Origin of the sequence: Achromobacter sp. (genome assembly GCF_050285565.1) — a bacterium.
Taxonomy (GTDB): Bacteria; Pseudomonadota; Gammaproteobacteria; order Burkholderiales; family Burkholderiaceae_B; genus Achromobacter.
On the sequence record NZ_JBLZXG010000009.1, the window covers coordinates 150,570 to 177,394 of the forward strand.

A 26,825-nucleotide genomic window follows, 5' to 3' on the forward strand; every position below is an offset into this window, starting at 1 on the left:
TCTCCAGGCAAAGGTTAGTCGAGGCCGTTGAGCCAGTCGACGATCAGTTCGGCGATGCGGTCGCTGTTGCGGTCCAGCATGCAGAAGTGGGAATTGCCGGCGATGCCGGCGGCGGGCAGATCCAGCACGTCGGCGCGCCGGCCGGCGCGCCGCAGGGCGTCCCAGTAGGCGTCGGTCTGGGCGCGGTAGCGCCGCCAGGTGTCGTGGTGGTCGAAGTGGTCGCCCCAGACCAGCAGGTGCGGGGGCAGGGGGCCGTCGACCCGCTCGGGCGTGCCGGTGGGCTCCACCGCCACCAGCGCGCGGATCGGGCCGGGGCACGCGCGCGCCAGTTGCGTGGCGTAGCCGCCGCCCTGGCTGTGACCGACGACGATGCAGGGGCCGGCCAGGTCCAGCAGTTCGCGATAGGCGTCCAGCGCCATGGCGTCGTGCGCCAGCCAGCGCGGCACGAACTGCTTGGCGAAGGTGTCGAAGGCCTCGGCCGGGAATTGCTGCGCGGGATGAACCCGGCGCGGCTGGCCGGCGGGCGCGTAGCCGCCGGCCGGGCCGATACGGAACAGGTGCCAGGCCTCTTCCTTGGAACGGAAGATTGGCGCCGTGTCGTAGATCTGCGGGTACATCGCCCACGAGGCGCGGCCGCGCTCGGGCGCGTCGGCCACGAACACGTCGTAGCCGGATTGCAGCAGCCGCCAGAGCCAGCCCTGGCGTCCATCGGGCGTGCTTTCCCACTGCGCGCCGCTCATGCCGCCGCCGTGCCATAGCAGCACCGGATGCGGATGGCGCGGTTCGGCCAGGCGGTACTCCTGCACATAGAGCTGGCCGGCGCAGTAGCTGCCGTTCATGTCGACGGCGCGCGCGGCGCCGTTGCCCACCACCTGCCTGCGCAGCACCGGCAGTCCGTGGACCACGGCGTCGCGGCCGCCCAGGAAGTGGCTGCGCAGGGATTTCAGCAGGACGGGGGCGTCGGGCATCGGCATCTCCAGGGGACGCTGTAATACTAGTTGTAACAAGCGCGGGGTTTGTGCAAAATGCGCAGCACTTGTGCCGATACGGCACAGCCGCGCAAGAAGAACGGGAGACGGCATGGACATCAAGTGGCTGGAGGACTTCGTGGCGCTGTCGAAGTCGCGCAACCTGTTCCAGGCGGCCGAGGCGCGCAACGTCACGCATCCGGCCTTCGGGCGCCGCATCAAGGCGCTGGAGGACTGGGCCGGCGTGCCGCTGGTCGAGCGCGGCCATCAGGTGTCGACGCTGAACGCGGCCGGACGCAGCATGCTGGCGGCCGCCATCGACGTGCTCGACATCCTGCGCGAGACGCGCCAGGGCCTGCAGAAGCCCGAACTGGAACGCAGCCGCCGCATCGTCATCGCCTCGGGCAAGACGCTGGCGCATTCGGTGCTGCCGGGGTTGATGGCCAAGGTGCAACAGGGCATGCCGCCGTTCCAGTTGAAGGTGGTGACCACCACGCTCAACTACGGCATCGACATGCTGGCCGACGGCGAGGTCGACTTCCTGCTATGCCACGCGCACGAGCCGCTGTACGCGCAGATCGACAATCCCGACTACCGCTGTAGGCGGGTCGGCGCCGACAAGCTGGTGGCGGTCAGCGCGCCGCTGGCGCCGGGCAGCCGCCATCCGCGCCACGCCGTGCCCAAGCTGGCCTCGGATCCGGCGGTGCCGTTCCTGGCGTACGCCGACAGCATGTCGCTGGGCCGCATCCTGCGCGACCGCCTGCGCGGCCTGTGCGTGACCGCGCAGTTGCAGACCCTGTACGAGTCGGACCTGGCCGACGCGCTGCACGCGATGGCGCGCCAGGGTTTCGGCCTGGCCTGGCTGCCGTACACGCTGATCGAGGCGGACCTGCGCGCCGGCGCCCTGGCGCGGGCCGATAGCGCGCGCAACGATATCCATATGGAGATCCGGCTGTACCAGGCGGTGACCAACGCCAAGCCGCTGGCGCGCCAGGTCTGGGGGCGGATCGAGGCGTACGCGGCGCGGTAGGCATAAAATGATGGATTCTTCCGCTTTCCGACCACAGGATCCCGCGCCATGAACGCACGCATCCCCGACGACGCACTTCCTCCTACCCTCGATCCGAAGGCTCTGCAGGCTTTTGTGGACGACAAGTGGGACAACGAGATCATCCCCGCGCTGACCGACTACATCGCCATCCCGGCCAAGAGCCCGGCGTTCGATGCCGACTGGGAAAAGAACGCGTTCATCGAGCGCGTGGTGCGCGACGCGGCGCAGTGGGTCGAAGCGCAGAAGGTCTCGGGCCTGAAGCTGGAGGTGGTGCGCCTGCCCGGCCGCACCCCGGTGATCTTCTTCGACGCGCCCGCCACCCGCAGCGACAACGGCGATACCGTGCTGCTGTACGGCCACCTGGACAAGCAGCCGGAATTCTCGGGCTGGCGCGCCGGCCTGGGCCCCTGGACCCCCAAGTACGAAGACGGCAAGCTCTACGGCCGCGGCGGCGCCGACGACGGCTATGCCGTGTATGCGTCGCTGACCGCCATCATGGCGCTGGACAAGCAGGGTGTGCCGCGCCCGCGCTGCGTCGGCATCGTCGAGACCTGTGAAGAGTCCGGCAGCTACGACCTGCTGCCCTATGTCGACGCGCTGCGCGACCGCCTCGGCAACGTGGCCCTGGTGGTGTGCCTGGATTCGGGCGCCGGCAACTACGACCAACTGTGGATGACCACCTCGCTGCGCGGCATGGTCTCGGGCACGCTGGAAGTGCAGGTGCTGGACGAAGGCGTGCACTCGGGCGACTCCAGCGGCGTGGTGCCGTCGTCGTTCCGCATCCTGCGCCACCTGCTGGACCGCCTGGAAGACAGCGCCACCGGCCGCCTGCTGCCGCAAAGCCTGCACTGCGAAATCCCCGCCGACCGCATCGAACAGGTGCACGCCACCGCCCGCATCCTGGGCGACGAGGTGTGGCGCCGGTTCCCCTGGAGCTGCGGCGCCGAGGGCGGCTTCGTGCTGCCCATGACCACCGAGCCGGAACAGGCCCTGCTGAACCGCACCTGGCGTCCGACCCTGTCGGTGACCGGCGCCGAAGGCCTGCCGCCGCTGTCCAGCGCCGGCAACGTGCTGCGGCCGCGCACGGCGTTCAAGCTGTCGCTGCGCCTGCCGCCGCTGGTCGACGCCGTCGCCGCCTCCGAGGAAATCAAGGCCCTGCTGGAAGCCGACGCGCCCTACAACGCCAAGGTCATCTTCAAGGCCAACGAAGGCGCCGCCACCGGCTGGAACGCGCCGGCCTCGGTGCCGTGGCTGACCCAGGCCCTGGACGCCGCCTCGCAGCAATACTACGGCGCCCCCTGCGGCTACATCGGGCAGGGCGGCACCATTCCGCTGATGAGCATCCTGCAGAAGGGCTTCCCCCAGGCGCAGTTCATGGTCTGCGGCGTGCTGGGCCCCAAGTCCAACGCCCACGGCCCCAACGAATTCCTGCACGTGCCCTACGGCAAGAAGCTGACCGCCGCGGTGGCGCAGACGATGGCGGCGATGCCGGCGGCCTGATCGGCGTTGGCGGATGAAAAAAAGCCCGGCCTGGCCGGGCTTTTTTTCATGGCGTCGCGGCGGCGCGGCGCGCCGAGCGGTGGAAGACCACGTGGAGCGCAGCGTTGGAGGTCACGCGCAGGATCACGTCCGCGCGGGGGCGGCGTGAAACGCAGCAGCGCCGCCAGGGCTTCGTCGGACAGGTGTCGGCGAAATAGGTGAGCGCGATGGCCATCCTTTCCTCTCTTTGGGGGCGTGGCGCCACGTTAGCGCGGCCCGGTCGCGCGGCGCCACAGGCGCCGGCAATGTCGGACGGAAGGTGGATGGCTAGCGCGACCGTCAAGGGCGCCCCGGCCGCCGCCATCACAGCGCCCGCACCAGCGCCATCGCGCCGAATAGCGCCGCCAGCCCCAATCCCAGTGACAGGGCCGCGTACAGCACCGCCGTGCCCATTCGGCCCTGCTCGACATGCAGCGCGGTTTCCAATGCGAAGGTCGAAAACGTGGTGAAGCCGCCGACGATGCCGGTGGTCAGGAACAACCGCGTCGGTTGCGAGACCGAGAACTTGAGCGCCAGCAATTCGGTGATCAGCCCCATGGCGAAGCAGCCGATGATGTTGGTGGCCAGCGTCGCGTAGGGAAACGCGACCCAGCCCAGGCGCAGCGCCGCCACGCTCATGCCGTAGCGGGCGGCCGAACCCAGGCCGCCGCCGACGAATACCAGCAATAGATTCAAGATGTCTCTCCAGAGAACAATCACGGAGAGCAACTGCACGGGGTGTTGTCCCTGGCCGGTCGACGCAAGCGACGCGGCCCGAAAACAAGAAACCCGCCGCGGCGGGTTTTGTCCGGACGACTCCCGCTGCGGGCATGTTGCCCGGATCAGCAGGAGCCATCAGCCGAGGGATCGGCGGTTTTGGGAAGCTCCATTCCCATTTGCGCGTCATTTTAGCGCGAAGCGGTCGCCTATACTCGCGTTTTGCCAGGATGACCCGCCATGATTTCCACTTCAGACGCCTACGCCAACGTGGTTGCCGAAACCCGCCATTGGCTCACCCAGGCCGTGATCGGCCTGAACCTCTGTCCGTTCGCCAAGGCGGTTCAGGTCAAGGACCAGATCCGCTTTGCCGTCAGCGATGCGACCGACGCCGAAGGCGTGTTGACCGACCTGCAGGACGAGCTGGCGCTGCTGGCCGAGGCCGATCCGGAAAAGATCGACACCACCCTGCTGATCATCCCCGATGCGCTCGACGATTTCCTGGAGTTCAACGACTTCGAGGATCTGTCCGACCGCCTGCTCAAGCGCATGCGGCTGGTGGGCGAGCTGCAGGTGGCCACCTTCCATCCACGATTCCAGTTCGCCGACACGCAGCCGGACGACATCGAGAACTACACCAACCGCTCGCCGTACCCCATCCTGCACTTGCTGCGCGAAGACAGCATCGACCGCGCGGTCGAGTCGTTTCCGGATGCCGCCGAGATCTACGAGAAGAACATCGAAACGATGCAGCGGCTGGGCCTGGAAGGCTGGAAGCGGTTGATGCGCAAACCCGCCTGATGGCGGGCGCGGCCGGCGCCGGCCGGTGATCAACGCGGCAGCGAGGCCCCGCCGCAGATGGCGATGTCCTGGCCGGTGATGGCGGCCGCCTCGGCCGACAGCAGGAACGCCACCAGGGCTGCGATCTCGCCCGGCTGTATCAGCCGGCCGAGGGGTGGCAGGCGGGCGGGGCTGGCGGCGCGCGCCGGATCGTCCAGCATGCCCGTCTGCGTGGCGGCCGGGGACACCACGTTCACCGTGACGCCCTGGCCCGCCAGTTCCGCGCCCCAACTGCGCGCCAGCGCCACCAGCGCCGCCTTGGACGCGGCATATTGGCCACGCCCCGGCATGCCCTGCGCGACGCGGCTGCCGATCAGCACCACGCGACCGCCGCCGCGCGCCACCATCGCCGGCGCCAGATCCCGGGTCAGGCGCACGGCGGCGTCCACATGCAGCTTCCACATGCGTTCGCCGTCGGCGGGGTCCGATTGCGTCAGCGGCGCCACCCGCAACAGTCCCGCCGCATGCACCAGGGCCGTGGCGTCGTCCAGGGCCTGCACGGCCTGGCCGGTGGCGGCGTCATCGCACAGGTCGACCGCGACGTGGCGGTAGGCGGCATGCCGCGCCACGGCCGGCCCGAGGTCCAGCCCGGTCACGCGCCAGCCGCCGTCCAGCAGCCGTTGCACGATCGCCTGGCCGATGCCGCCGGTGGCGCCGGTGACCACGGCGTGGCCCGGCGTGGGATCAGTCGGCATGGATGTGGCCCTCATCGATGATCTTGCGCGAGCGCGCCATGTCGTCCTGCTGGAAGCGCGCGAATTCGGCCGTGGTGATCGGCGTGATCGTCACGCCCAACGGCTCGTACTTGGCCGCCATGCCCGAGGACAGGGCCTGGTTGACCGCGGCGTTCAGTTTCTGGATGATCGGCGCGGGCGTGCCGGCCGGCGCCCACAGGCCGTACCAGCTGTAGAACTGGTAGCCGGGCAGCACTTCGCCCACCGTGGGCACGTCGGGCAGGTTGGGCAGGCGCGCTTCCGACGTGACGGCAAGGATCTTGAGCAGGCCGCCCTTGTAGTACGACAGCGCGCCCAGCACCGGATCGATGAAGCCGTCGATGCGGCCACCCACCAGGTCCTGCAGCGCCGGCGAGGTGCCGCGATACGGGATGACCATGTAGTCCAGGCCGCCCTGGCGCTTGAGCAGTTCGGTGGCCAGGTGGCCCGCCGATCCGATCGAACCCACGGCGAAGGTCAGCCGGCCCGGGTTCTGCCGGGCGTAGGCCAGCAGGCCGGCCAGGTCGGACACCGGCAGGTCCTTCTTGACCGAGACCGACAGCGGCGCCTTGCCGGCCATGGCGACGGGCACGAAGTTCCTGTCCACGTCGAAGGGCACGGACTTCATGGTCATGGGCGCGGTGGTGAAGGTCGAGGCGTTGAACAGCAGGGTGTAGCCGTCGGCCGGCGCGCGCGCCACGACATCGGCGCCGATGATGCCGTTGCCGCCCGAGCGGTTCTCCACCACGAAGCTCTGGCCGGTCTGCTCGCTGAGCTTTTGCGCCACGTCGCGGCCCAGCATGTCGAGCGTGCCGCCCGGCGGAAAGGGAATCACGAAGCGCACCTGGCGCGCGGGGTAGGCCGCCTCGGCCTGCGCCGCGCCGCCGCCAAGCGCCGCGCACAGCGCCAGCGCGGCGTGCAATAGAAGGGTCTTGCGCATGATTTGTCTCCTCGTTTTTTTTGATGTCGTCGCGGCGCGGGGCGGTTGCGCCCCTGGCCCGCCGCGCGTCGGCGCCTCAGCGCGCCAGCAGTTCCGCCTTGGCCAGCGCGGCGCGCAGCGCCTGCATGTCGGCCGCGCCCGGGGCCTCGGTGGGCGGGCGCACCGTGGCGTTTTCCAATACGCCGGCCAGGTACATGCCGGCCTTCATGCGGGCGTGCGCCTCGCCGGTGGGCTCGCCGGCGCCATAGACCGCGTCCTTGAGCGGGGTGATGCGCGCCTGCACCGCCTGCGCCCGCTTGAGGTCGCCGGCCTTGACGGCGTCCCACAGGTCGATGATGAGCTGCGGAATGAAGGTGGCAAAGCCCACCAGCGCGCCGTCCACGTCCTGCACCATCGAGGCCAGCAGGTATTCGTCGTGGCAGGTGAGGATGGCCTTGGAGGCATCGGCCTGGCGCAGCGCCTGGATGTCGCGCGCATACTTGTTCATGTCGCGCTGGCCGACCTTGAAGGCCTGCACGTAGGGCAGCCGCGCCAGGTCGGCCAGCAGGGCCGACGAATACGAGGCGCGGGTCCAGGCGGGGTAGACGTGGCACACCAGGTCGAGATCGGGCGCGGCCTCGTGGATGGCCTGGAAGTATTCCAGCGCGTGGCCCGACGTGAAGCCGAAGCGCAGCCAGTGATGCGGCGGCATGACGTCCAGCGCGGCGGCGCCGGCGGCGCGCGCGGCGCGCGCATGCTCGGCGGCCTCGGCGATGCCTTCGCACACGATCGACGAAATCACCGGCAGCCTGCCGCGCAGTTCGTCGGCCACGATGCGGGTGACCTCGGCGCGCTCGGCCGGCGTCAGCGAAAACACCTCGCCGGTATGGCCGTTGGTCATGACGGCGACCACGCCGTCGTGGCCCGCCAGCCAACTGGCCAGGCGGCGCAGCGCGGGCTCGTCGATGCGGCGGTCGGCGGTGAACGGGCAGGCGATGGCGGGGATGATGCCGCGGTAGTTCGAGATGGAAGGCATGGGTGTTTTCCAGGTCCTGTCAGTGGGGGAATGGCCGCTATGATTGCGGCATCCCCTCGGGGCCGTCCAATACTCGAATTGCATAGAATTATCTATGCTGCGCTGCAAACCATCATGGGACCTGGAAACCGACCTCTGGACATGAACTGGCTGGAGGATTTTCTGTCGCTGGCCGAAAGCGGCAGTTTCTCGCGCGCCGCGGAAGCGCGCGCCATCGCCCAGCCGGCGTTCAGCCGCCACATCCGCGCGCTGGAAGAATGGGTCGGCGCCGACCTGTGCGACCGCAGCTCGCACCCCACCGAACTGACCGCCGCCGGCCGCCGCTTCCTGCCGCTGCTCAAGCAGGTGCTGGCCGACCTGGAGGCCGCGCGCATCAAGGCGGTGGCCGCCCACGCCCAGGATGCCGCCAGCCTGCGTTTCGCGGCCACCCACCTGCTGTCGTTGACCTTCTTTCCCAAATGGCTGGCCGGCCTGGAAACCGACATGGAGGTCGGCGCGATCCAGATGATGTCCGACAGCTTCCAGGCCTGCGAAGACCTGATGACGCAGCGCCGTGTGCAGTTCCTGCTATGCCACCGGCACCCGCGGGTGGCCAGCCGCCTGGACGACAGCGTCTATCCGATGGCGCGGCTGGGCACGGATACGCTGGTGCCGGTCAGCGCGCCGGACGGCGCGGGCGCACCGGCGCACCGGCTGGCCGGTGGCGGCGCGGTGGACTTCCTGGCTTATGGGCCGGCCTCGGGCCTGGGCCGTATCGTGGCGAGCCAATTGCGCAAAAAGGACATTGGCGAGGAGCGCATCCGCGCCACCTTCGTCGGCCCGCACGCCACCTTGCTGCGCACCATGGCGCTGCAAGGGCGCGGCGTGGCCTGGCTGCCCGGCATGCTGGTGCGCGACGATCTGGCGCAGGGCAGGCTGGTGCGCGCGGGGGGCCGGGAGTGGGACGTGCCGTTGGAGATCTGCCTGATGCGTCAGCCCAGCGAGATGGCGGCGGTGGCCGAACAGTTGTGGCGGCTGGCGCAGGCGCGCGCGGTGGACCTGCCCGCCGATCCGGGATATCCCTAGATAGCCCGAACGCCATATTGCATACAAGATACCGCCATTGAGACCCCCCGCCGTTCGGCGGGCGGCCTGTGCTTCCTTCCCCCTTGTTCATCGCATGGCACGCGCGGCCGGTCGTCGCGCGGACGTCGTGCGCGCCTGTCTGGAGAGCGCTTTATGCCGTTTACCCGCCGCCACGCCCTGGGCGCGCTTGCCGCGCTGCCGTTGATGCCTCGCCTGGGCCATGCCCAGGCCCAGGCCAATTTCCCGGCCCGCCCCGTGCGCCTGCTGGTCGGCTTCGCGCCCGGCGGCCTGACCGATATCGCCGCGCGCGCCCTGGCCGAGCGCATGGGCAAGGTGCTCAACGGCAGCGTGGTGGTCGAGAACCGTCCGGGCGGGCAGGCCATCATCGCCACCGTGGCGGTGGCGCGGGCCGAACCCGACGGCTACACGCTGGGCTTTGCCGGCACCAATGGCATGATCCTGAATCCCTTGCTCTACAACAACCTGCCGTACCGGCTGTCGGACTTCAAGCAGTTGGGGTCGATGGGCAAGTCGCCGATGCTGCTGATCGTGCATCCGGCGCTGGGCGTGAAGAACGTGCAGGAATTCATCGCGCTGGCGAAAAAGAAGCCTGGCGACATCACCTGCGCCCATGCTGGGCGCGGCGTCATCAACCACCTGGCCTTGCTGCACTTCCAGTCCAAGACCGGCACGCAGTTCCAGGACGTGCCGTACAAGGGCAGCGGTCCGGCGCTGCTGGATCTGATGGCGGGCACGGTGCAGAGCACCTTCGATTTCCCGACCTCGGCGCTGCCCAACATCCAGTCCGGCAAGCTGCAAGTGCTGGCGGTGACGGCCGACAAGCGCCTGTCGAGCCTGCCCGACGTGCCGACCATGAAGGAGGCCGGCGTCGACGGCTTCGAGTTGTATACCCGCATGATGATCTCGGGCCCGGCGGCGATGCCGGCGCCGGTGGCGGCCAAGCTGGAAAACGCGGTGCGCGAAGGCGCCCGCGACCCGAGCCTGGTGCGCCAGTTCGCCGAGCAGGGCGTGACCGTGGAGTTCACCTCGTCGGCGGACCTGGATCGGGTGATCGCTGAAGAGTCCGCCATGTGGGCCGGGGTGATCCGCGCCAACAACGTGCCCAAGACCGACCTGAAAGGCTGAGGACCCGCCATGATCGAGCAAGCCCGCATCACCGTCACGCCCGAGTCCGCGTTGATCGATGTGCCGCGCGACATCCGCCTGGACGGCTTTCCCGCCTACGCTTTCATCACCGTTACCGCCCGCATGCGCATGTGCGGCGTGCCGTGGCGCTCGCAGGCGGTGTTCATGGCCGGCCATGACGGCAGCCTCGACCTGGCGCGCGACTGCCCCGTGTCCGGCAGCTACGCCGAGCCGTCCGCCATGGGCCTGGTGTGGTCGATGACCTGCGAGGACATGGATCGGGTGGTGTTTCCGCCCGACCGCGCCGAGCCGCTGCTGATCGACCTGCACGCCAGCGACGGCCGGCACGAGGCGCGCGCGCGGCTGACGCAGACTTTCGTGGCCGCAGGCGTCACGCACCGCGCCGTGCGCGAGCAGGTCGGCGGCATGACGCTGTCGGGCGAGCTCTATACACCCGCCGGCCCCGGCCCGCATCCGCTGGTGATCTACATGAACGGCTCGTCCGGCGGCGTCAATGCGCCGCGGGCCGCGCTGTTCGCCGCCCGCGGCTACCAGTGCCTGGCGCTGGCCATCTTCAACTACGACGGCCGGCCCAAGTACCTGAACGACATGCCGCTGGAGTACTTCGAGCAAGCGCTGCGCTGGATCCGCGCGGAACTCAAGCCGCGCGATGGTTTCGTGGCGCTGTCCGGCATCAGCCGCGGCGGCGAGACCTCATTGCTGGTGGCCGCGCATTATCCCGAGCTGGTCAGCGCGGTGGTGGCCTACGTGCCGTCGCCGGTGACGCACGGCGTGGTCAGCGCTGGCGAGCCGGGCACGGGCCGCAACGCCCAGGTCTGGCGCAAGGGCGGCGAACCCCTGCCGCACCTGTGGCAGGACAACGCCGGCGCCGATTGGGAGGCGGCCTATGCCTCGGATCCGCCGTACCGCCAGACCCACGCCTTCCTCAGCGCCAGCCGCGACGCCGCCGCGTTCGAGCGGGCGCGCATTCCGGTGGAACGCTATCGCGGGCCGGTGATGCTGGTCAGCGCGTCGGACGACGGCTTCTGGCCCAGCACCGCGTATTCCGAGATCGTCATGCGCCAGCGCCAGGCGCACGGCCTGCCGACATCGCACTACGTGTGCAAGGGCGCCGGGCACCACGTGCACTACCCGTATTTGCCGGCCACGCTGATCAGCAAGCCGCACGCCATGTCGGGTCTGCTGCTGGACGCGGGCGGCACGCCGGCGGCCAATGCGGCCGGCAATGAAGGGTCTTACCGCGCGGTGCTGGAGTTCCTGGCGCGCGCAGCCGGGCAGGGGCGATAACGGCTGGGTCAGTAATGCAAGCGGCCCCGACCGGCGAGACCGGCGGGGCCGTGCTGGCGCCGGCGGGCCGGCGCCCCTTCAGGCAAATCACGCCTCGGCGGTTTCCTCGGCCGCAACCGCCGGTTGCACCTGGTCGATCAGGGCGGGCCAGGTGTTGATCGACAGCAGGTGGCAATAGACCAGCGGCAGCCAGCCATTGGCGCGCCAGCGCAGGAATTCCGCTTCCGGCAGCTGGTTGAATTTGGCCTCGTCGATCACCTTGAAGCCGGACATGGCCAGGCGCTGGCCGTCGGCCAGGGTGATGTCGGCGCGGTTCTCGATCAGCAGGTCGGCCTCGGCCAGGGCGCGCGCGAATTCCAGCGTATAGGCGTGCTGGTTCTGGTAGTCGCGGCAGAACTCGAGCGCGCTGCGGGCCAGCGCGGTCGGTTCGCCGGCTTCGTCGAAGAACGGATTGTCGCGGCCCTCGACCACCGCGGCCGCCTTCTCGTCGACGCACAGCGTGAATTGGCTGCGGTCTTCGTTCTCCATGAAGATGAAGGGATAGCGGCGCACGTAGGCCGGGATATAGGTGCCGGCGCGCCATTGGCCCTGCGCGTCGACGAACAGGTTTTCCTGGCCGCGCACGCCCAGCACCGCGACCGGCGTGGGCTGCTCGCCATCGGCGAAGACGATGGGGAAGTGGCGGCACGCGGTCGGCAGCTCGGTGGCCACCAGCGGCACGGCGTTGGTCTTGGCGGCATAGCCGAAACCGGTGTTGCCGGCCAGCGACAGGTTGGCGTGCACGGCGGCGGCCAGCGGACGCGGTTGCTCGTAGAACAGGGGAAGCGAAGTCTGCGTAGTCATGGTGTTCGGATCAGAGAGTATGGGATTGGGTATCGGTGTCGCGGCGCGCGTCATCGGATGACGGAACGCCTTCGACGGCGGGGCGCTGCGAGTTGCCGCCGGTCGTGTGCAGCACCGGATTGTTGCCGGTCGGGACGGTCAAGACCGTATTGTCGCCCGACGGCAGCTGCCAGGAAAAGGCCGAGGCCACCGTCAGCACCTGCGGATCCGCGTACGCGCCCAGCGCATCGGGGCCGAAGCCCTTGGACGGGACGGTGCCCTGGAACAGCGGGTTGGCGTTGGGCGTGGTCGGAATCACCGTGCGCGGCGCGGTCGCGGCCGCCAGGCGGTCGATCACGTCGGTCGGGCCCCAGGTGGCGCCGTTCATATAGTACGGCGCGCCGACCAGCGAGCTGCGGATCATGGTCGCGGCCATGGAACCCGTCTTGCCGCCGATCGAGCCCCACATGTCGGCCGAGCCGGCATTCGGCACGTTGAGCGCGGCCACCTCCAGCTTGTGGCTCGGGTCGGCGTCGTTCAGGCCGATGCGCAGGGCGCCCACGCCGGAAGCCAGCGTCAGCGAGGTCTGCGGTCCGGTCAGGCCGACGGCGGTGATATCGCCATTGGTCTGGATGACCGCGTTCGAACCCTGCAATCTGGCCGGCACGCCCAGGTTGATGGGGCCGCGGGTCACCAGCAACTGGGCCGGCAGGGTCAGGCCGGCGCCGCCGGTCTGGGTGAAGCCGGTGGCGGCCTTGACCGTGCTGCCGGCGCCGAACGTCGTGGTGCCGGTCGGGCTGGTGTTGGCGATGCGGATCGCGCCGCTGTCGGCGGTGACGTCCTTGCCGAACGCCACGCTGTCGCCGGCGATGTCGATGCCGTCCGGACCGGAGGCGCGCACCGCGCCGTTGTAGCGGGCGTTTTTGGCTTCCAGTTGTTGCACGCGGTAGGCGCTGACATCGCCGTTGAAGACGATGGTGTCGACCGCGCGCAGGGTCAGCTCGCCCAGGCCGGTGGCATCGCCGGCGACCTGGATGTTCTTGCCGGCGTTGACGGTCAGGTTGTTGCCGTTGCCGCCGTCCAGCTTGCTGCCCAGGATCACCGAGCCGGTGTTGCTGGTCAGCTCGCGGTTGCCCGTCAGAGTCACGGCGCCGGTGTAGACCTGGTCGCCCGTGGTCACGACCTTGCCGGGGCCCATGGTGGTGGCGCCGCTGACGGCCAGGCCGCGCAGCGGCGTGGTGGTGCCCACGTCGCCGCGGATGTCGGCGTTGCCGGCGATGATCAGGCCTTGCTTGCCCGGATCGGTGCCGTCCACGCCGGCCATCAGCCGCACGTTGCTGCCGCTGAGCGTGGTGTCCCCGCCGCTCAGGATCGCGTGTTGGCCATATTGCTGTGTCCCGGTGGTATCGACCGAGCCGCCGTTGATCAGCACGTCGCCCTTGCCGCCGGTCTGCACCGAGGCGGCGCGCACCGGGCCGTCCAGCACGATATCGCCGGCCGCGCTGACCTTCAGGTCGCCCAGGCGCGAGCCCTGGCCGACCGGGCCGGAGAAGGTCACTTCGCCCTGGTTGGCGGCGACCGTCAGGCCGTGGCCGCCGTCGACCGCGCGGTCAAAACCGATGTCGCCCTGGCGGCTGGTCACCGAGACGTCGCCGCCCACGGTCACATTGCCCTGGTACGACTGCCCGCCGACGCTGTCGATGCTGCCCGCGCCCAGCGTGGCGTTGCCCTTGACCGTCAGGCTGGCCAGCGGGTCATTGGCGCCGAACGGGCCCTTGAGCACGGCGTCGCCGTCGATGGTCAGGTCGTGCCTGCCGTCGCCGCCGCCCAGCAGGCTCACGGTGCTGCCCTTGAGCACGGTGTCGGTGCCGAACACGGCGCGTTCGCCGTAGGACTGCGTGCCGGTGGTGTCCACCAGGCCGCCATTGATCGCTACGGTGCCGCCGGCGTTGGTGGCCACCGAGGCGGCGTACACGGCCTTGTCAAAGGTGGTGGCGCCGCTGCTGTCGACGACCAGGGCGCCCAGGCGGCCCGTGGCGGCATCGCCCACCGTGTCGGCAAAGTGCACGCCGCCGTTGCCGCTGCTGACCGTCAGGCCGCTGCCGTTGCTGCTGGTGACGGTCTGGTTGAAGGTCACATCGCCGTTGGCGGTGCTGATCTGCGTGGCGCCGGCCAACTGCACCGTGCCCTGGTAGGACTGCTGACCCACGGTCTTGATCGGGCCGCCGGACAATTGCGCGTCGCCCGCCAGCGTCAGGTAGGCCAGGCGGCCGTTGGTGCCGTTGCCGACCGGGCCGCTGATCACGGCCGGGCCCTCGATGGTCAGGCCCTGCCGTTCGTCGGTCGCGTTCGCGCCGCCGGCCAGAGTGACGCTGGCGCCCTTGAGCGTGACGTTGGCGCCCAGCGTGACGAGTTCGCCGAACCGCATGACGCCGGTGGTGTCGATGCGGTCAGCGTTGATGGCGACCGCGCCCGGGTCGTCGGTTTGCACCGAAGCGGCGTAGACCGTGCCGTTGAAAGCGGTGGTGCCGGCGGTGTCGACCGTCAGGTTGCCAAAGCGCTGGGCGCCGTCGCCCACGCCAGCAAAGCTGACGCCACCCGCCGCGGTCGAGACCACGTGCAGGTCATGCGTGCCATCCAGCGCGCCGTCGAAGGTGACGCCGCCGGTGGTGGTGGACAGCGAGTGGTCGCCGCCCAGCGTCACCGCGCCCTTGTAGTGCTGGTTGCCGCGGGTGGCGATGCTGCCCGCGTTGAGCGTGGCGGCGCCGTCCAGGGTCAGGCTGGCCAGCTTGGTAACGGCGCCGATGGCGCCGGTCAGCGCGGCCACGCCGTCGATTTCCAGCGCGTGGGCGCCATCGACGCCGTTGGCCAGGGTGACCGTGCTGCCGGCCAGAACCGCATCGTCGCCCAGCGTCACATGGCCGGCGTAGGTCTGCGCGCCGCTGGTGGTGACGCTGCCGCCGTTGATGGCGGTGGCGCCGCTGCCCGCCTGGTTCAGGGTGGCGATGTCGACGGCGCCGCCGTAGGTGGTGGTGCCGCTGCTGGTGACGGTCAGCGCCTTGGCGCCGGACACGGCGCCGGTGAAGGTGACCGCGCCGCTGCCGGCGGCCACATTGACGGCATCCGCCAGGGTCGTGGCGCCATCGACGCCGAACGCGCCGTTGGCCGTGGTGTAGGCGCCGCGCAGGGTGGTGGCGCCGTTGTACTGCTGGGCGCCGCTGGTCGCGACCTGTTGCAGGTCGATGGCCTCGCCGGTGATGGTCAGGCCGGCCAGGTTGCTGGCGTTGCCGCTCAGCGTGACGTTGCCGTGCTCGGCGACGATCGTCGCCTGCTGGCCGCCGCCGTTGAGCGTACCCGCCAGATTCACGCCGCCGTTGGCGCCATTGGCCGTCAGCGTGCGGTTGCCGCCGGCCAGCGTGGCGTTGCCGCCGAGGCCGATGGCCGCGCCGGTCAGGTCGCCGTTGAGCGTTACGTTGCCGTTGTAGGTCTGGCTGCCGGCGGTGGCGGTGTCGGCCATGGCGATGGCCACGCCGCTCACGCTCAGATTGTTGATCTCGCCGCTGGCGATGGCGTGGCTCACCGTGACGTTGCCCGCGCCGGATTGCAGGCTGACGTTGCCGTTGGCGCCGCTATTGCCCGCCGCCAGGCCGACGGTGCTGGCCAGGTTGCCGGCGGCGACGATGCCAATATTGCCGTCGGCCGTGGCCACGCGGCCCAGCGTCAGCGCGCCGGTGGCGTCCACATAGATGTCGCCGCCGCCGATGACGTTGGCCTTGAGGTTGCGGGCCGAGGTGGTGACGTGCGCGTCTTGCGCGCCGATGCCGTTCTTGCTGGTCAGATCCAGGCTGTTGGCGGTCATGCCGTCCAGGCCCAGCAGCGAGCCTTCGGCGGCGTTCAGGACGATGGTGCCGCTAGCGGCGCCGGCGTTGACGCTGCCGACCGTCACGTCGCCATGCTGCGAGGTCAGGGCGATGCTGCGGTTGGCGCCGCTGGCCGTGGCCGACGCGCTCAAGGCGCCGCTGGCGGTCGCGGCGATGTTGCCGTTGGCGCTGCTCAGCGCGGCATCCAGGTCGCCGGTGTTGGTCAGCGTCAGGTTGGCCGGCACCGAGACGCCGGTCAGGCTGGCGTTGGCGCTGGCCACTTCGGTCACCAGGGCGGTGTCGCCGCCCGCCGCGCCGCTGCTGAAGGTCAGCGCGCCGGACTTGACGCCGATGCTGCGCGGCGTGGCGCCGGCGGCAACCACATCCTGCGTGCCGCGCAGGGTGACGGCGTCATTGGCCTGGACGCCGGCCGCGGCCACCGTCAGCTTGCCGCCCGAGGCCAGCAGCAGGTTGTCGGCCGTGGTCGACATGCCGCCGCTGGCGTCCAGGTCGCCGGCGGTGGTCAGGTAGACGGAGCTGTTCGCGCCGCTCTGGCTGACGTTGCCGCTATTGGCGCTCAGGGCCAGCGTGCCAACGTTGTTGACGACAATCACCGCGCCGTCGGCGGCGGTCGACAGCGAGCCCAGCGACGCCACGTTGGTGCGCAGGGCGATGCCGCCGGTGCCATTGCTCAGGTTGGTGGCCGAGCCGATGCTGCCGCCGGCGTTGGCCGTCAGCGTGTTGCCGAAGACCAGATTGCCGGCCAGCGCGCCCTTGATCGAACCGGCCGCCGTCAGGCTGACGTTGCCGCCGCGGGTGGCGTCGATGGTGTTGATGGACAGGTCGCCGCTGGTGGTGGTGATCGCAATGTCGTTGCCGGCCGCGTTGGTCCTGCCGATCGCGCTGGTGACCAGCGTCGGGCCGGCGGTGGTGATGCCGATGGCGCCGTTCTGCGCGATGATCGACGTCAGCGTGGTGCCGGCCGCGCGGTTGTCGTTCAGGTAGATCGAGCCCGCGCCGGTGACTTCCGCCGTGATGTTGGCGGCGGTGGTCTGCAGATTGTCGGGCGAGCCGGCGGCGCCGCCGATACCGGCGCCGGCCTTGAGCGTGACGTTGCCGCCGATGATGCGGGTGGACTCCTCGCGGTCGTCGACGATGGTGCTGCCGGCCTTGCTGAAGTCGATGTTGACGCTGCCGGCGCCGGCGTCGATGTTGCCCGCCACCAACTGGCTGTTGCTGCCGTTGCCGGTGACCTTGATGGTGCCGTTGGCGGCGATCGCGTTGGCGATCTGCAGGTTGCCGGCGGCGGCGATGTCGATGGTGTTGCCAGACAGGTACGAGTAGACGGAGTTGTTGTCCGCCGCCAGGTACATGGCGCCGTTGCTGGTGACTTCGACGCGCTGGCCGGTGGCGTTGATGCGGCCGTTGGCGGCGCCGATGCCGTTGGCGCCGTTCAGGGCGACGCCGTAGGCCTTGACGGTGGCGCCGGTGCTGTCGGCCAGGATCGAACCATTGTCGGCGCTGATCGTGATCTGGCCATGGTCGGCGCCGGCTTGCACGTTCTTGACGGTGACGTTGCCGGCGGTGGTCTTGACCGAGATGTCGTTGCCGGTGGCGTCAGTGGCCGAGGTCATGCTGGTCAGCACCAGGTTGCCGTTGCCGGTGACGCGCGTTTCGCCGTTGTTGACGGCGGTGGTCAGGCCGCCGAGCAGGTTGCCGCTGCCTTCCAGGTAGAGCGAGCCGTTGCCGGTAACGGTGGCCGACACCGGGCTGTTGGGCGCGGCGATCTTGATGGCCGCGTCGCGGGTGCCGATGCCGTTCTGGGCCGTCAGCGTGATGGCGCCGGTGCCCGCGCCCGACAGCGTGCCGCCGCCGTACAGGATGCTGCCGGTCTGGGCGTTCAGGGTCAGGGCATTGTTGGTGCCGTAGCTGACCGTGCCGACCAGGATGTCGCCGGTGGTGGTGGTGACCGACAGGTCGCCGCCGGCCCGCAGGTTGCCCAGGTTGATCGAGCCGTTCTGCTTGAGCCAGATGCCGCCCGAGGCGGTGGCGGCGATGTTGTTGACCTGGGTGTTCAGCGCCAGGCCGGCCGAACCGATGGTGTTGGGCGTGTCGCCCGTGCCGGTGGACAGGGTCAGGTCGCCCGCGACGATCTTGGACGAACCGTTCACGCCCTGGATCGAGCCGCCCGTGTAGTAATACGGATTGGTCGACAGCGACACCGAGCCGTTCTGCGTCACATCGACGTCATTGACGTTGATGGCGCCGATGGCCTGGTAATTGAAGTTCAGGCCCGTGGTGTCGCGCACCGTGTTCAGCGTGGTGACGTTGCCGCTATCGGTGCCGTTGAACGTCAGGTTCTGCGCGCTGATCATCAGCGCGCCCGCGCTGCCGTAGTTCGAGCCCTGCGCGTTGTTGCGGATGAGGGTCAGGTCGGAGAGATCGGCCACGTTGTCGACGTAGATACTGCCGGGCGTGGCCACCGTCAGCTTGCCGGTGTTCAGGTGCAGGCGGGCCGAGCCGGACGCGCCGATCGTGGCCGAGGTGCCGTAGTTGGCCGTCAGGTTGACACTCTTGCCGCTGACCAGGTTGCTGTTGTTGGCGCCGACGATGCTGCCGCGCGCGGTCGACAGGGTGACCGCGCCATCGGTGGACGTGATGGTGCCCACGGTCAGGTTGCGGCCGCTGCTGGCGGTGTCGGCGGTCAGGGTGACGTCGCCGGCGGCGGCCACCGAGGCCACCTGCAGGCCATAGGCTTCGGTCAGCGCGATGCTGCCGTCGGCGCGGTCGGTTTTGGTGGCGCTGAGTGTCACCGTGGTGGTGCCGTTGGCCAGGGCGGTGGTGCGGATCGCGCTCTTGTTGCCGATCGAACCGTTGGCGGTCAGGCTGACCGTGGTGGCGTTGTTGATCGTGCCGCTCAGGATCGAGCCGCCGGTGTTGTTGACCGTGAAGGCGTTGCCGTTGGTGTTGACCGTGCCCAGTTCGATGTCGCCGGTGGTGTTGCCGACCGAGCTGGCGCCGGTCGAGACCAGGCTGGGCAGGCTGGTGTTGCCTTCCACCGTGATGTACGCGCCGCCGTTGTTGGCGCGGCCGCTCAGGGTGCTGACGCGGGTGTCGATGGCGTTGCCGTCGCCGGCCGCGCCGATGGCGTTGTTGGCGGTCAGGGTCAGGGCCGCGGCATCGATCTTGGTGGTGCCGTCGCCGTCGCCCAGCAGCGAACCGCCGCGCGAGGTCAGGCTGACGTTGTCGTAGCCGACGTTGATCTTGCCCACGGTGATGGTGCGGTCGCTGGTGACGCTCAGGTTCAGGCCGCCCTGGTCGACCAGTTCGCTCAGGACCAGGCCGGCGCTGCTGGCGCTGCCGCCGTCCGAGGCCTGCAAGCTGATGTTGCCGCCTTCGCGCGTCGGCGACTTGATGCTGTAGCTGCGCGCGGCATTGCCGGTGGAGTACAGCGACAGCGAGTCGATGTGCGTGTCCGAATCGATGTAGACGTCGCCGCCGTTCTGGATGTTGACGATCGGCGCCGACAGGTTGATTTCGCGGCCGGCCGCGCCGATGCCGCCGCTGCCCTGGGTGGTGATGTTGACCTGCGCGGCGGTGATGCGCTGGCTGTCGTCGGCGCTGCCCAGGATGCTGTTGTTGCTGGACAGGCGCACCGTGCCGGTGGCCTGCGTGTCGATGATGCCGATGTCCTGGCCGACGCTGCTCGACAGCATCAGGTTCAGGCCGGTGTTGTCGCGCACCTGGTTGACCTGCAGGCGGCTGCCGTCATGGGCCACGTCGAACAACAGCTCGTTCGACTGGATCTGGTAGGTGGCGGGCGCCGCGCCGGTGGCGTACAGCGACAGGGTGGCCAGGTCGCGGTCGTTGTCGACATAGACGTGGCTGCCCGACGTGAGGTAGAGCTCGCTGGTGGTGACGTGGATCGAACCCGAGTTGTCGCCCGAGGCCACGCCGATCTGGCCGCTGGCGCCCAGCGATACGGAATCGCCGGTGACGTGCGAGGTCGGCGACAGGTTCAGGATGTTGGCGTTGGCGCCATAGGCGCCCAGGCTGACGGTATTGGCCGGCCCGACGTCGACGTTGCCGACGTAGAGCGTGCGGTCGCCGTTGAACGTGAAGTTCAGGCCGGTGACGTCGCTGACCTGCGTCATGGTGTAGACGTTGGCGTCGGTGACGTCGAACGTCAGGCCCTTGGCCGCCACCTGCAGCACGTTGTCCACCGCGCTGTTGGCGTGGTTGGCGGTGACGCTCAGCGAGAACAGGTCGCTGGCGTTGTTGATGTACAGGTTGCCGCCCGACTGCGTGGTCAACTGGCGCGTGTCGGTCTGCATCGCGTTGCCGGCGGCGCCGATCGATTGCGTGGCGGTCAGCGTCAGCACCGGGCTGACGAAGCGGCCGGCGCCCTGCGAGATGGAGCCGTTGGTGACGTTCACCTGCGCCGAGCTGGTGGCGCTGTTGTCCAGCAGCGTCAGGCTCTTGTTGTTCGACACCCACAGGCTGCCGCGGATGTTCGAGGACAGCGCATCGACGCTGACGTACAGCGGCTGGTTGGTGGCGTACACGCCCGTCACCGAGCCGGCGTTGAGCGTCAGCGCGCCGGTGGTGATGTTGGGCGTGCCGGCGCTCGAACTGGTGCCGTAGATGGTGCCGCTGCTGGCCAGCGTGACCGAGCCGCCAGCGGCGGTGGTGACGTTGTTGACGGTCAGCGCGCGATCCGACGAGATCGACAGCGCCAGGTTGCCGGTGTTGCGGATGTCGTTGAGCGTCAGGCCGGCGACGCCGGTCGAATCGGTCAGCGAGAACGCCGACATGCCGGTGGCGGTGATGCTGTAGCTGTTGTTGAGCGCGCCGCCGGTGCTTACATGGTTGGCGGTCAGCGCCAGCGAATCGAGCTGCTTGTTGTTGGCCACCGCCACGTTGCCGGCCGAGGCGACCGCCAGGTTGGCGGTGCTGGTCTGCGCCGACACGCTGCCGTTGCTGCCCAGGGCGCTCAGGCTGACGCTGTTGCCGGTGATCAGGCCCGAACCGCCGATGCTGGGGGCCAGGTCGTTGTTGGCGTAGCGCGAGGTCAGCGCCACCGAGCCGGCGCCGGTATTGATGGTGTTGGAGGTGATCGCGGTGTCGGTGTTGATGGTCAGCGCCGCGCCCTGCATGTTGGCGCCGATCGCCAGCGTGGTGCCGCCCGCCAACGACAGCGACTGGCCGCCCAGCCCGCCGAAGGCGTAGCTGTTGGTGTCGTAGTTGACGCTGTTGCCGGCATCGCGGCGCGACAGGTACAGGTTCAGGCTGTTGAGCGCCAGGCCGCCGTTGTTCAGGGTGATGTCACCGTTGTTGGTGATCGCCAGGTCGCTGGCGCTGACGCGCAGCGCGCGGCTGCCGCTGCCGATGGCGCCGGTGTTGGCGTCGCGCGCGGTGTAGTTGTCCGATCCGGTGGCCGACAGGGTGACGCTGTTGGCCGCGATGCGGCCGCTGCCGCCATCGCTGGTGATGCTGGAGTAGACGCCGCCGCCGGCGGTGGTCAGTTTGATCGTGTTGCTGGCGGTGACGGTGCCGGCCTGGATGTTCTTGCGGCCGGTGAAGCTGAAGTCGGTCAGGCCGCCGGCGACCTGCTCCAGGTATTGGGTGGTGCCGTCGTCGCTGATGCGGATGGTCTGGCCGGCGCCGCCGCCGATCTCGAAGGTGCTGGCGCTGCCGGCGGCCTTCAGGCTGTTGATCGACAGGCTGCGCAGCACGGTGTCGCTGCCGACGTAGAAGCTGTTGCCGGCGGTCAGGCTGAGCGCCGAGGTGCCGGTCAGGACCAGCGCGCCGCCGGCGCCGGACGCCCCGATGGAGCCGTTCGAACCGGCGCTCAGCGCCACGGTCGCGGCGCGGATCGCGCCGGGGTTGGCCGGATCGTCGTTGCTGAGGTTCAGGCCGGCGGCGAGGCTGGCCTTGCCGTTGGCGCCGGTGTCGATATTGCCGACCAGCAGGTTCTTGCTGCCGGCGCTGAAACCGAAGTCCAGATCGGTGGCGCTGGCGATCTGCTTCAGGTGGATGCCCAGGCCGTCATCCGTCACGGTGAAGGCCGTCAGGTTGGGCGCGGTGATCGCGTAGGCGCCGTAGGCGGTGCCGGTGCGCGTGATGTTCAGGCGCGTCAGACCGACCAGGTTGTCGACCGCGATGCCGGCGCCGCTGGTGAGGCTGACATCGGGCGCCCGCAGGGTCAGCGCGGCGCCGGCCGCGCCGATGGCGCCGCCTGCCGTCAGGGCGATGCTGCTGCCGCGGATGAGCGTGGCGGCATCGCCATCGTCCAGCAGCGAGCCGCCGGTATTGGACAGGGTGACCGCGCCGCTGGCGCTCAGGTTGCCTATCGTGGTGGCGCCAGAGGCCTGGGTGTAACCGATCTGGCCGTTGCCGGCCTCCAGGCGCGTCAGCCTGATATTGCCGGTGGTGCCATTCAGGTAGAGGTCGGTGCCGGCGGTGGCCTGCACGTTGACCAGGCCGCTGCCGCCCACGCCGACGTAGCGCACGCTGCCGTTGTACATGCCGCCGATGGCGCCGGCCGCCGTCAACTGGATGTCATTGGCGCCCGCGTAGACGCCGCCCGTGCCATTGCCGAACATCGAACCGTTGGCCACGTTCAGGGCCACCACGCCATTCCAGCTGCGCACCGTGCCGGCCAGCAACACATCGCCCTGGCGCGTATCGATGCGCACGTCGTCGGAGGCGGTGATGTTGTTCAGCGTGACCACGCCGGTGGTGTTGGACGAGCCGGTGGGGTGGGGCAGCTGCGCGTAGAAGCCGCCATTGCTGGCCGAGCCGCTCAGGTAGCCGGCCAGGATGTCCATATAGGCCGTGCCGGTGGCGCCGACAGCCTTGCCGGCGACCAGGTTGACCGAGTTGGCCAGCAGCCGGGTCTGCTTGTCGCCGTCGTCGCGGATGTCGCCGGCGGCGTTTAGCGTGATGCTGCCGCCGTAGCCGGCGTCGATGCTGCCGGCGGTGACGTCGCGGTCGCTGATGAAGCTGAAGTTGATCGCATTGCTGTCGCGCAGCTCGCGGATGGTGTGGCCGCTGGCGTCGTCGGTGATGTTGAACAGCAGCGACGGCGCGCGCACGTCCAGCACGTAGTGGTCGTCCGCGCCCTTGTGGCGCGCGGTTACCGTCAGCGAGCTGAGGTCGGCGATGTTGGTGGCGTAGAGGTTGCCGCGCGTGTCCAGCGACAGGGCGGGCGCGTTGACCGCCACGTAGTCGGTGCTGGTGCCGATATCCTGGTTGGCCGCCAGGCTGACGTTGCTGGCGGTGACGCGCGTCTGCGTCAAGCCGTCGTCGAAGATGCTGCCCTGGGTGGAGGTCAGCGACACGCCATTGCCGGCGCGGATGTTGCCCAGCTTCAGGCTCTGGTCGCCGGTGAACAAGAACTGGTTCAGCAGCGAGCTGTAGACCTGCTTGAGCTCGTAGGCGTTGCCCAGGTCGTCGTTGATGTCGAAGTTCAGGAACGGCGCGTTCACCAGCAGGGTGTTGCGGCGGGCCGGGTCGGCGTGCGAATTGCTGATGGCCAGGTAGGTCAGCGTCTTGCCGGGATTGTCGATGAAGATATCGCCGCCGCTGCCCAGCGTCAGGCTGGTGGTGGCGGTGGTGAGGTGGTCGCTGGCGGTGCCCAGATGCTGCTGCGCCTGCAGGTTGACACTGTTGCCCGCCAGCACGCTGCCGGCGCTGGCGCGCAGGATGCTGCCGCCCTGGGCGTTGAGCGAGAGCGTGCCGGTGCCGGCGTCCAATTGGTTGGCCGTCAGGTTGGCGGCGCCGGTCACGTAAATGCCATTGCTGGCCTTCAGGTCGTCCAGCAGCACCGAGCCTTGGGCCTGATTCAGATAGATGCTGCCGCCGGTGGCGTGCAGTTCGCCGGCGGCGGTGCGCAGGTAGGTGCCCGACGTGCCCACGGTGTACGACGTATTGGTGGCCGGGGCCAACAGGGTGACGACGTTGCCGGTGATCAGCGAGGCCGAGTTGCCGGTGATGCTGCCCGCGCGGGCGGTCAGGGTGACGTTGCCAGTGCCCGCGTTGACCTGGCCGGCCGCGATGCTGTTGCCGGTCAGGCTGATGGCGCCGCCGCCGGAACCGACGTTGTTGGCCGACACGCTGCCGGCGCCGCTGATGGCGATGGCGGCGTTGTCGGCCTGCGCCTGGGTGATGGTCAGGCTGGCGTTGCTGCTGTCCAGGTAGACGCCCGCGTCCGAAGTGGCCGACACCACGCCGGCATTGGTCTTGAGCGCGCGCGCGGCGCCGCCGATGACGCCGTTCTGGGCCGACAGGGTCAGCGTGGACGTGGCGATCGTGGTGGCGTCCAGGCCGTCGTCCACGATGCTGCCAAACAGCGAGGTCAGCGACGTGGCGCCGCCGACCTTGATGTCGCCCAGCGTCAGTTGACCGGCGGCCTGCGCGACCAGACTGCCGCTGGTGTCGATCGCCTTCAGGGTGGTCGCGGCGCTGTCGCTCAGGTAGACGCCGCCGGTGCCGCTGGTGGCGCTGAGCACGGGGCTTTCGGTGTTCAGCGCCTGCGAGGCCGAGCCGATCGCGCCGTTCTTGCCAGTGCTGCCGGCCGCGCTCAGCGTGATCAGGCCGGCCGTCAGCCGCGAGCTGGACGTGCCCAGGATGTTGCCCGCCGTCGAGGTCAGCGCCAGGTTGCCGGCGCCCACGTTAAGGGTGCCGGCGGTGATGGTGCGGTCGCCGGTGAACGCGAAGTTCAGGCCCGGCTGGGTGACCGAGTTCAGCAGGTAGCCGTTGTTGTCCTGCAGCATGAACAGCAGGTTGGGCGAGGTGAGCTGGTAAGTGTTGTTCACCCCCGGCTGCGCGTGGCGGCTGGTGATGTCCAGCGACGTTAGCGTCTGGCGGTTGGCGAGCACCAGGTTGCCGCCGGTGGCCAGCGACAGCTGCGCCGTCTGGGTGTTGATCGCCGCGCCGGTCTCGCCAATGCTGCCGCCGCTGGCGTCGAGCTTGACGCTGCCGCCGGCCACGACCTGGCTGGCGCCGCCGGTGTTGCGGATCGAGCCGGCGCTGGTGCGCACCAGCGCGGCGCCGCTGCCGGCGTTGATGACGTTGGCCAGGTTGATGTCGCCGGTGGCGTTCAGCGTGATCGCGCCGCCGCGGCTGGTGAGCTTGCCGATGTTGTCCAGCGTGCTGCCCACGCCCAGCGCTTCGAGCGTGATGGCGCCGCCCTGGGTGCTGATCTCGGTGTTCGAATTCTCGAAGCGGATGCCGCCCGTCTGCGTCGAGCGCATCGTGAAGCTGTGGCCGGCGGTGGTTTTCAGGTTGATCGCGGCCATGTCCGCGACGGTGATCTGGCCGGTGGCTTCCAGCTTGATGTTGGTGGTGCCGGCCAGGCTTTCCAGCAGGCCACGCGACACGGTGTTGTCGGCGGTGTTGGCGTCGCCGCCGTTGATGGTGCCGTCGCCGGCCGCGCCGTCCTGCGAGCCGCCGCTGCCGGAATCGACGATGCGCAGGTCGGTCGGGTCGATCAGCAGCAGGCCGGTCTTGCCCTTGGGCGCGCGCAGGTCGGCCGAGCCGGTCAGGCCGATGTTCTTGTTGCTGGACACTTCGGCGAAGCCGCCGTCGCCGCCTTGCGCGCCGCCGCGCGCCGACAGGCTGCCGGCGAACGCGGTGGCGTCGTTGGACCACATCGTGACGCTGCCGCCGTTGCCGTTGACCAGCGCGTCGGCCTTGAGCGTGGCGCCCGCCGCCACCTTGACGGTGGACGACTTGCCGCTGAACGCGGCCGAGCCGTCGTCGGGCGCGACGCCCTGGCTACCCAGCGCGATCTCGCCGCCGCCGGCCGCGCCGGACACGTCGATGGCCGCGCCGCGCGCCACGTTCACGTGCTCGCCCGTCACCACCACCTTGCCGCCGCGCTCGCCGGCATTGGCGCCGGTGGCGTCGACCGTGCCGGCCACATTGACCGTGCCGGCATCGCCGCCGGACAGCACGATCTTGCCGTTTTGCGTGCCCACCGCCTTGGCGCTGACGATGCCGTCGGTATTGACCACGTTGTCGATCACGCCCTTGACCGCGCGCGCCGTCATGAACACCGTGCCGCCGTCGGCGCGGATCACGCCGTTGTTGGCGACCAGGGCCGAGACGGGCTTGCCGTCGGCGTCCTTGGGCAGGTCGCTGACCGCCGAGGTGGCGTCAAAGCTGAGCAGGCCATCGCCATGGAAGTCCACCGTGACGGTCTTGGCGCCGGCCAGCGCCACGCGTCCCAGCTTGGCCTCGATGACGCCCGAGTTGCGCACCGCCGGCGCCACCAGCACCGCCAGGCCGCTGTCCTTGATGCTGATCGTGCCTTCGTTCACGATCATGGCATTGGCCTTGGACGAGGGCTGGTCGAACTTGTACTTGCCGGCCAGGAAGTCCTTGTCGCTGATGTTGGCGGTGGTGGCGACCAGCCCGCCCACGTCGATGCGCGCGCCCTTGCCGAACAGTACGCCGTTCGGGTTGACCAGCATCACCGTGCCGTTGGCGTTCAGGCGGCCGAAGATGGCCGACGGATCGTTGCCCACCACCCGGTTCAACGTGATGCTGTTGCTGCCCGGCTGACGGAAATTGACCGTCTCATTGGCGCCGATGCTGAAGTCTTTCCAGTTGATGATGGCCTTGCCGGTGGACTGGTTGATGTCCAGCGTGCCGTTGCCGCGATTGTTGATGGTGGCCGAACCGGCCACCACGTTGCCGCCGGTGGGATTGGCCTGGGCGCCGCCGGAGACCAGCGAACCGATCACCATGGCCAGCGTGGTCAGCGCGGGCAGGGGCGGGGCCTTCAGGGACGGGCGGCGGGCGGAGGGGGCGAGGCTGCGGGATTGACGGGTCATGGTCGGTCGCTTTTCTGTCGC

The 26,825-nt window shown here is 69.4% G+C and carries 14 protein-coding genes and 1 riboswitch; of the genes, 6 read left to right on the plus strand and 8 right to left on the minus strand.

The features are described 5' to 3' along the window. Positions 1-14 precede the first annotated feature (14 nt). Positions 15-968: an alpha/beta fold hydrolase gene (locus ACN6O8_RS19765; RefSeq protein ID WP_427992690.1), complete on the minus strand. Its 954-nt coding sequence runs from the start codon at positions 966-968 to the stop codon at positions 15-17. A 112-nt stretch (positions 969-1,080) separates the two neighbouring features. Here ACN6O8_RS19765 and ACN6O8_RS19770 point away from each other — a divergent pair, with 112 nt between their 5' ends. After that, on the plus strand, positions 1,081-1,998 hold the full coding sequence (locus ACN6O8_RS19770) for a LysR family transcriptional regulator (RefSeq protein WP_427992691.1): 918 nt from the start codon (positions 1,081-1,083) through the stop codon (positions 1,996-1,998). 48 nt (positions 1,999-2,046) lie between these two features. Then, positions 2,047-3,519 (plus strand): M20 family metallopeptidase, encoded by a 1,473-nt coding sequence (locus tag ACN6O8_RS19775; RefSeq protein ID WP_175131485.1) that lies wholly within the window; start codon positions 2,047-2,049, stop codon positions 3,517-3,519. 46 nt (positions 3,520-3,565) lie between these two features. On the opposite strand, the gene ACN6O8_RS19780 is transcribed toward ACN6O8_RS19775, so the two are convergent. Together ACN6O8_RS19780 and crcB are read right to left on the minus strand one after the other, a co-directional pair. After that, on the minus strand, positions 3,566-3,733 hold the full coding sequence (locus ACN6O8_RS19780) for a hypothetical protein (RefSeq protein ID WP_427992692.1): 168 nt from the start codon (positions 3,731-3,733) through the stop codon (positions 3,566-3,568). Positions 3,734-3,861: 128 nt separating this feature from the next. Then, the gene (gene crcB / locus ACN6O8_RS19785) at positions 3,862-4,233 is read right to left on the minus strand and encodes a fluoride efflux transporter CrcB (protein WP_427992693.1); all 372 of its coding nucleotides are present in this window, start codon (positions 4,231-4,233) and stop codon (positions 3,862-3,864) included. A 143-nt stretch (positions 4,234-4,376) separates the two neighbouring features. Then, positions 4,377-4,440: riboswitch (Fluoride riboswitch) on the minus strand. A 54-nt stretch (positions 4,441-4,494) separates the two neighbouring features. Here crcB and ACN6O8_RS19790 point away from each other — a divergent pair. Next, the gene (locus tag ACN6O8_RS19790) at positions 4,495-5,055 is read left to right on the plus strand and encodes a DUF1415 domain-containing protein (protein ID WP_427992694.1); all 561 of its coding nucleotides are present in this window, start codon (positions 4,495-4,497) and stop codon (positions 5,053-5,055) included. Positions 5,056-5,084: 29 nt separating this feature from the next. On the opposite strand, the gene ACN6O8_RS19795 is transcribed toward ACN6O8_RS19790, so the two are convergent. From ACN6O8_RS19795 to ACN6O8_RS19805, 3 genes are all read right to left on the minus strand, one after another. Then, positions 5,085-5,789: an SDR family NAD(P)-dependent oxidoreductase gene (locus tag ACN6O8_RS19795; RefSeq protein ID WP_427992695.1), complete on the minus strand. Its 705-nt coding sequence runs from the start codon at positions 5,787-5,789 to the stop codon at positions 5,085-5,087. Continuing rightward, positions 5,779-6,747: a Bug family tripartite tricarboxylate transporter substrate binding protein gene (locus ACN6O8_RS19800; protein ID WP_427992696.1), complete on the minus strand. Its 969-nt coding sequence runs from the start codon at positions 6,745-6,747 to the stop codon at positions 5,779-5,781. Before ACN6O8_RS19800 ends, ACN6O8_RS19795 begins: the two co-directional genes overlap by 11 nt. A 76-nt stretch (positions 6,748-6,823) precedes the next feature. Then, positions 6,824-7,762, minus strand: coding sequence for a dihydrodipicolinate synthase family protein (locus ACN6O8_RS19805; protein WP_427992697.1), 939 nt, complete (start codon positions 7,760-7,762; stop codon positions 6,824-6,826). A gap of 141 nt (positions 7,763-7,903) precedes the next feature. On the opposite strand from ACN6O8_RS19805, the gene ACN6O8_RS19810 reads away from it, so the two are divergent. The 3 genes from ACN6O8_RS19810 to ACN6O8_RS19820 all read left to right on the plus strand — a co-directional run bounded on the left by ACN6O8_RS19810 (position 7,904) and on the right by ACN6O8_RS19820 (position 11,281). Further along, on the plus strand, positions 7,904-8,827 hold the full coding sequence (locus ACN6O8_RS19810; protein WP_427992698.1) for a LysR substrate-binding domain-containing protein: 924 nt from the start codon (positions 7,904-7,906) through the stop codon (positions 8,825-8,827). A gap of 153 nt (positions 8,828-8,980) precedes the next feature. Continuing rightward, positions 8,981-9,973, plus strand: a complete 993-nt coding sequence (locus ACN6O8_RS19815) for a Bug family tripartite tricarboxylate transporter substrate binding protein (protein ID WP_427992699.1) — start codon at positions 8,981-8,983, stop codon at positions 9,971-9,973. Between the two features lie 9 nt (positions 9,974-9,982). Next, positions 9,983-11,281 carry an alpha/beta fold hydrolase gene (locus ACN6O8_RS19820; protein WP_427992700.1) on the plus strand — a complete coding sequence of 433 codons (1,299 nt, stop codon included), beginning with the start codon at positions 9,983-9,985 and terminating at the stop codon, positions 11,279-11,281. Between the two features lie 87 nt (positions 11,282-11,368). Here ACN6O8_RS19820 and ACN6O8_RS19825 read toward each other — a convergent pair whose 3' ends face one another. Further along, complete coding sequence (locus ACN6O8_RS19825) at positions 11,369-12,124, minus strand: SapC family protein (RefSeq protein WP_427992701.1); 756 nt, start codon at positions 12,122-12,124, stop codon at positions 11,369-11,371. Positions 12,125-12,134: 10 nt separating this feature from the next. Continuing rightward, a complete protein-coding gene (locus ACN6O8_RS19830; RefSeq protein WP_427992702.1) occupies positions 12,135-26,804 on the minus strand; it encodes a filamentous hemagglutinin N-terminal domain-containing protein in 14,670 nt (4,889 codons plus the stop codon). Between the last annotated feature and the right edge of the window lie 21 nt (positions 26,805-26,825).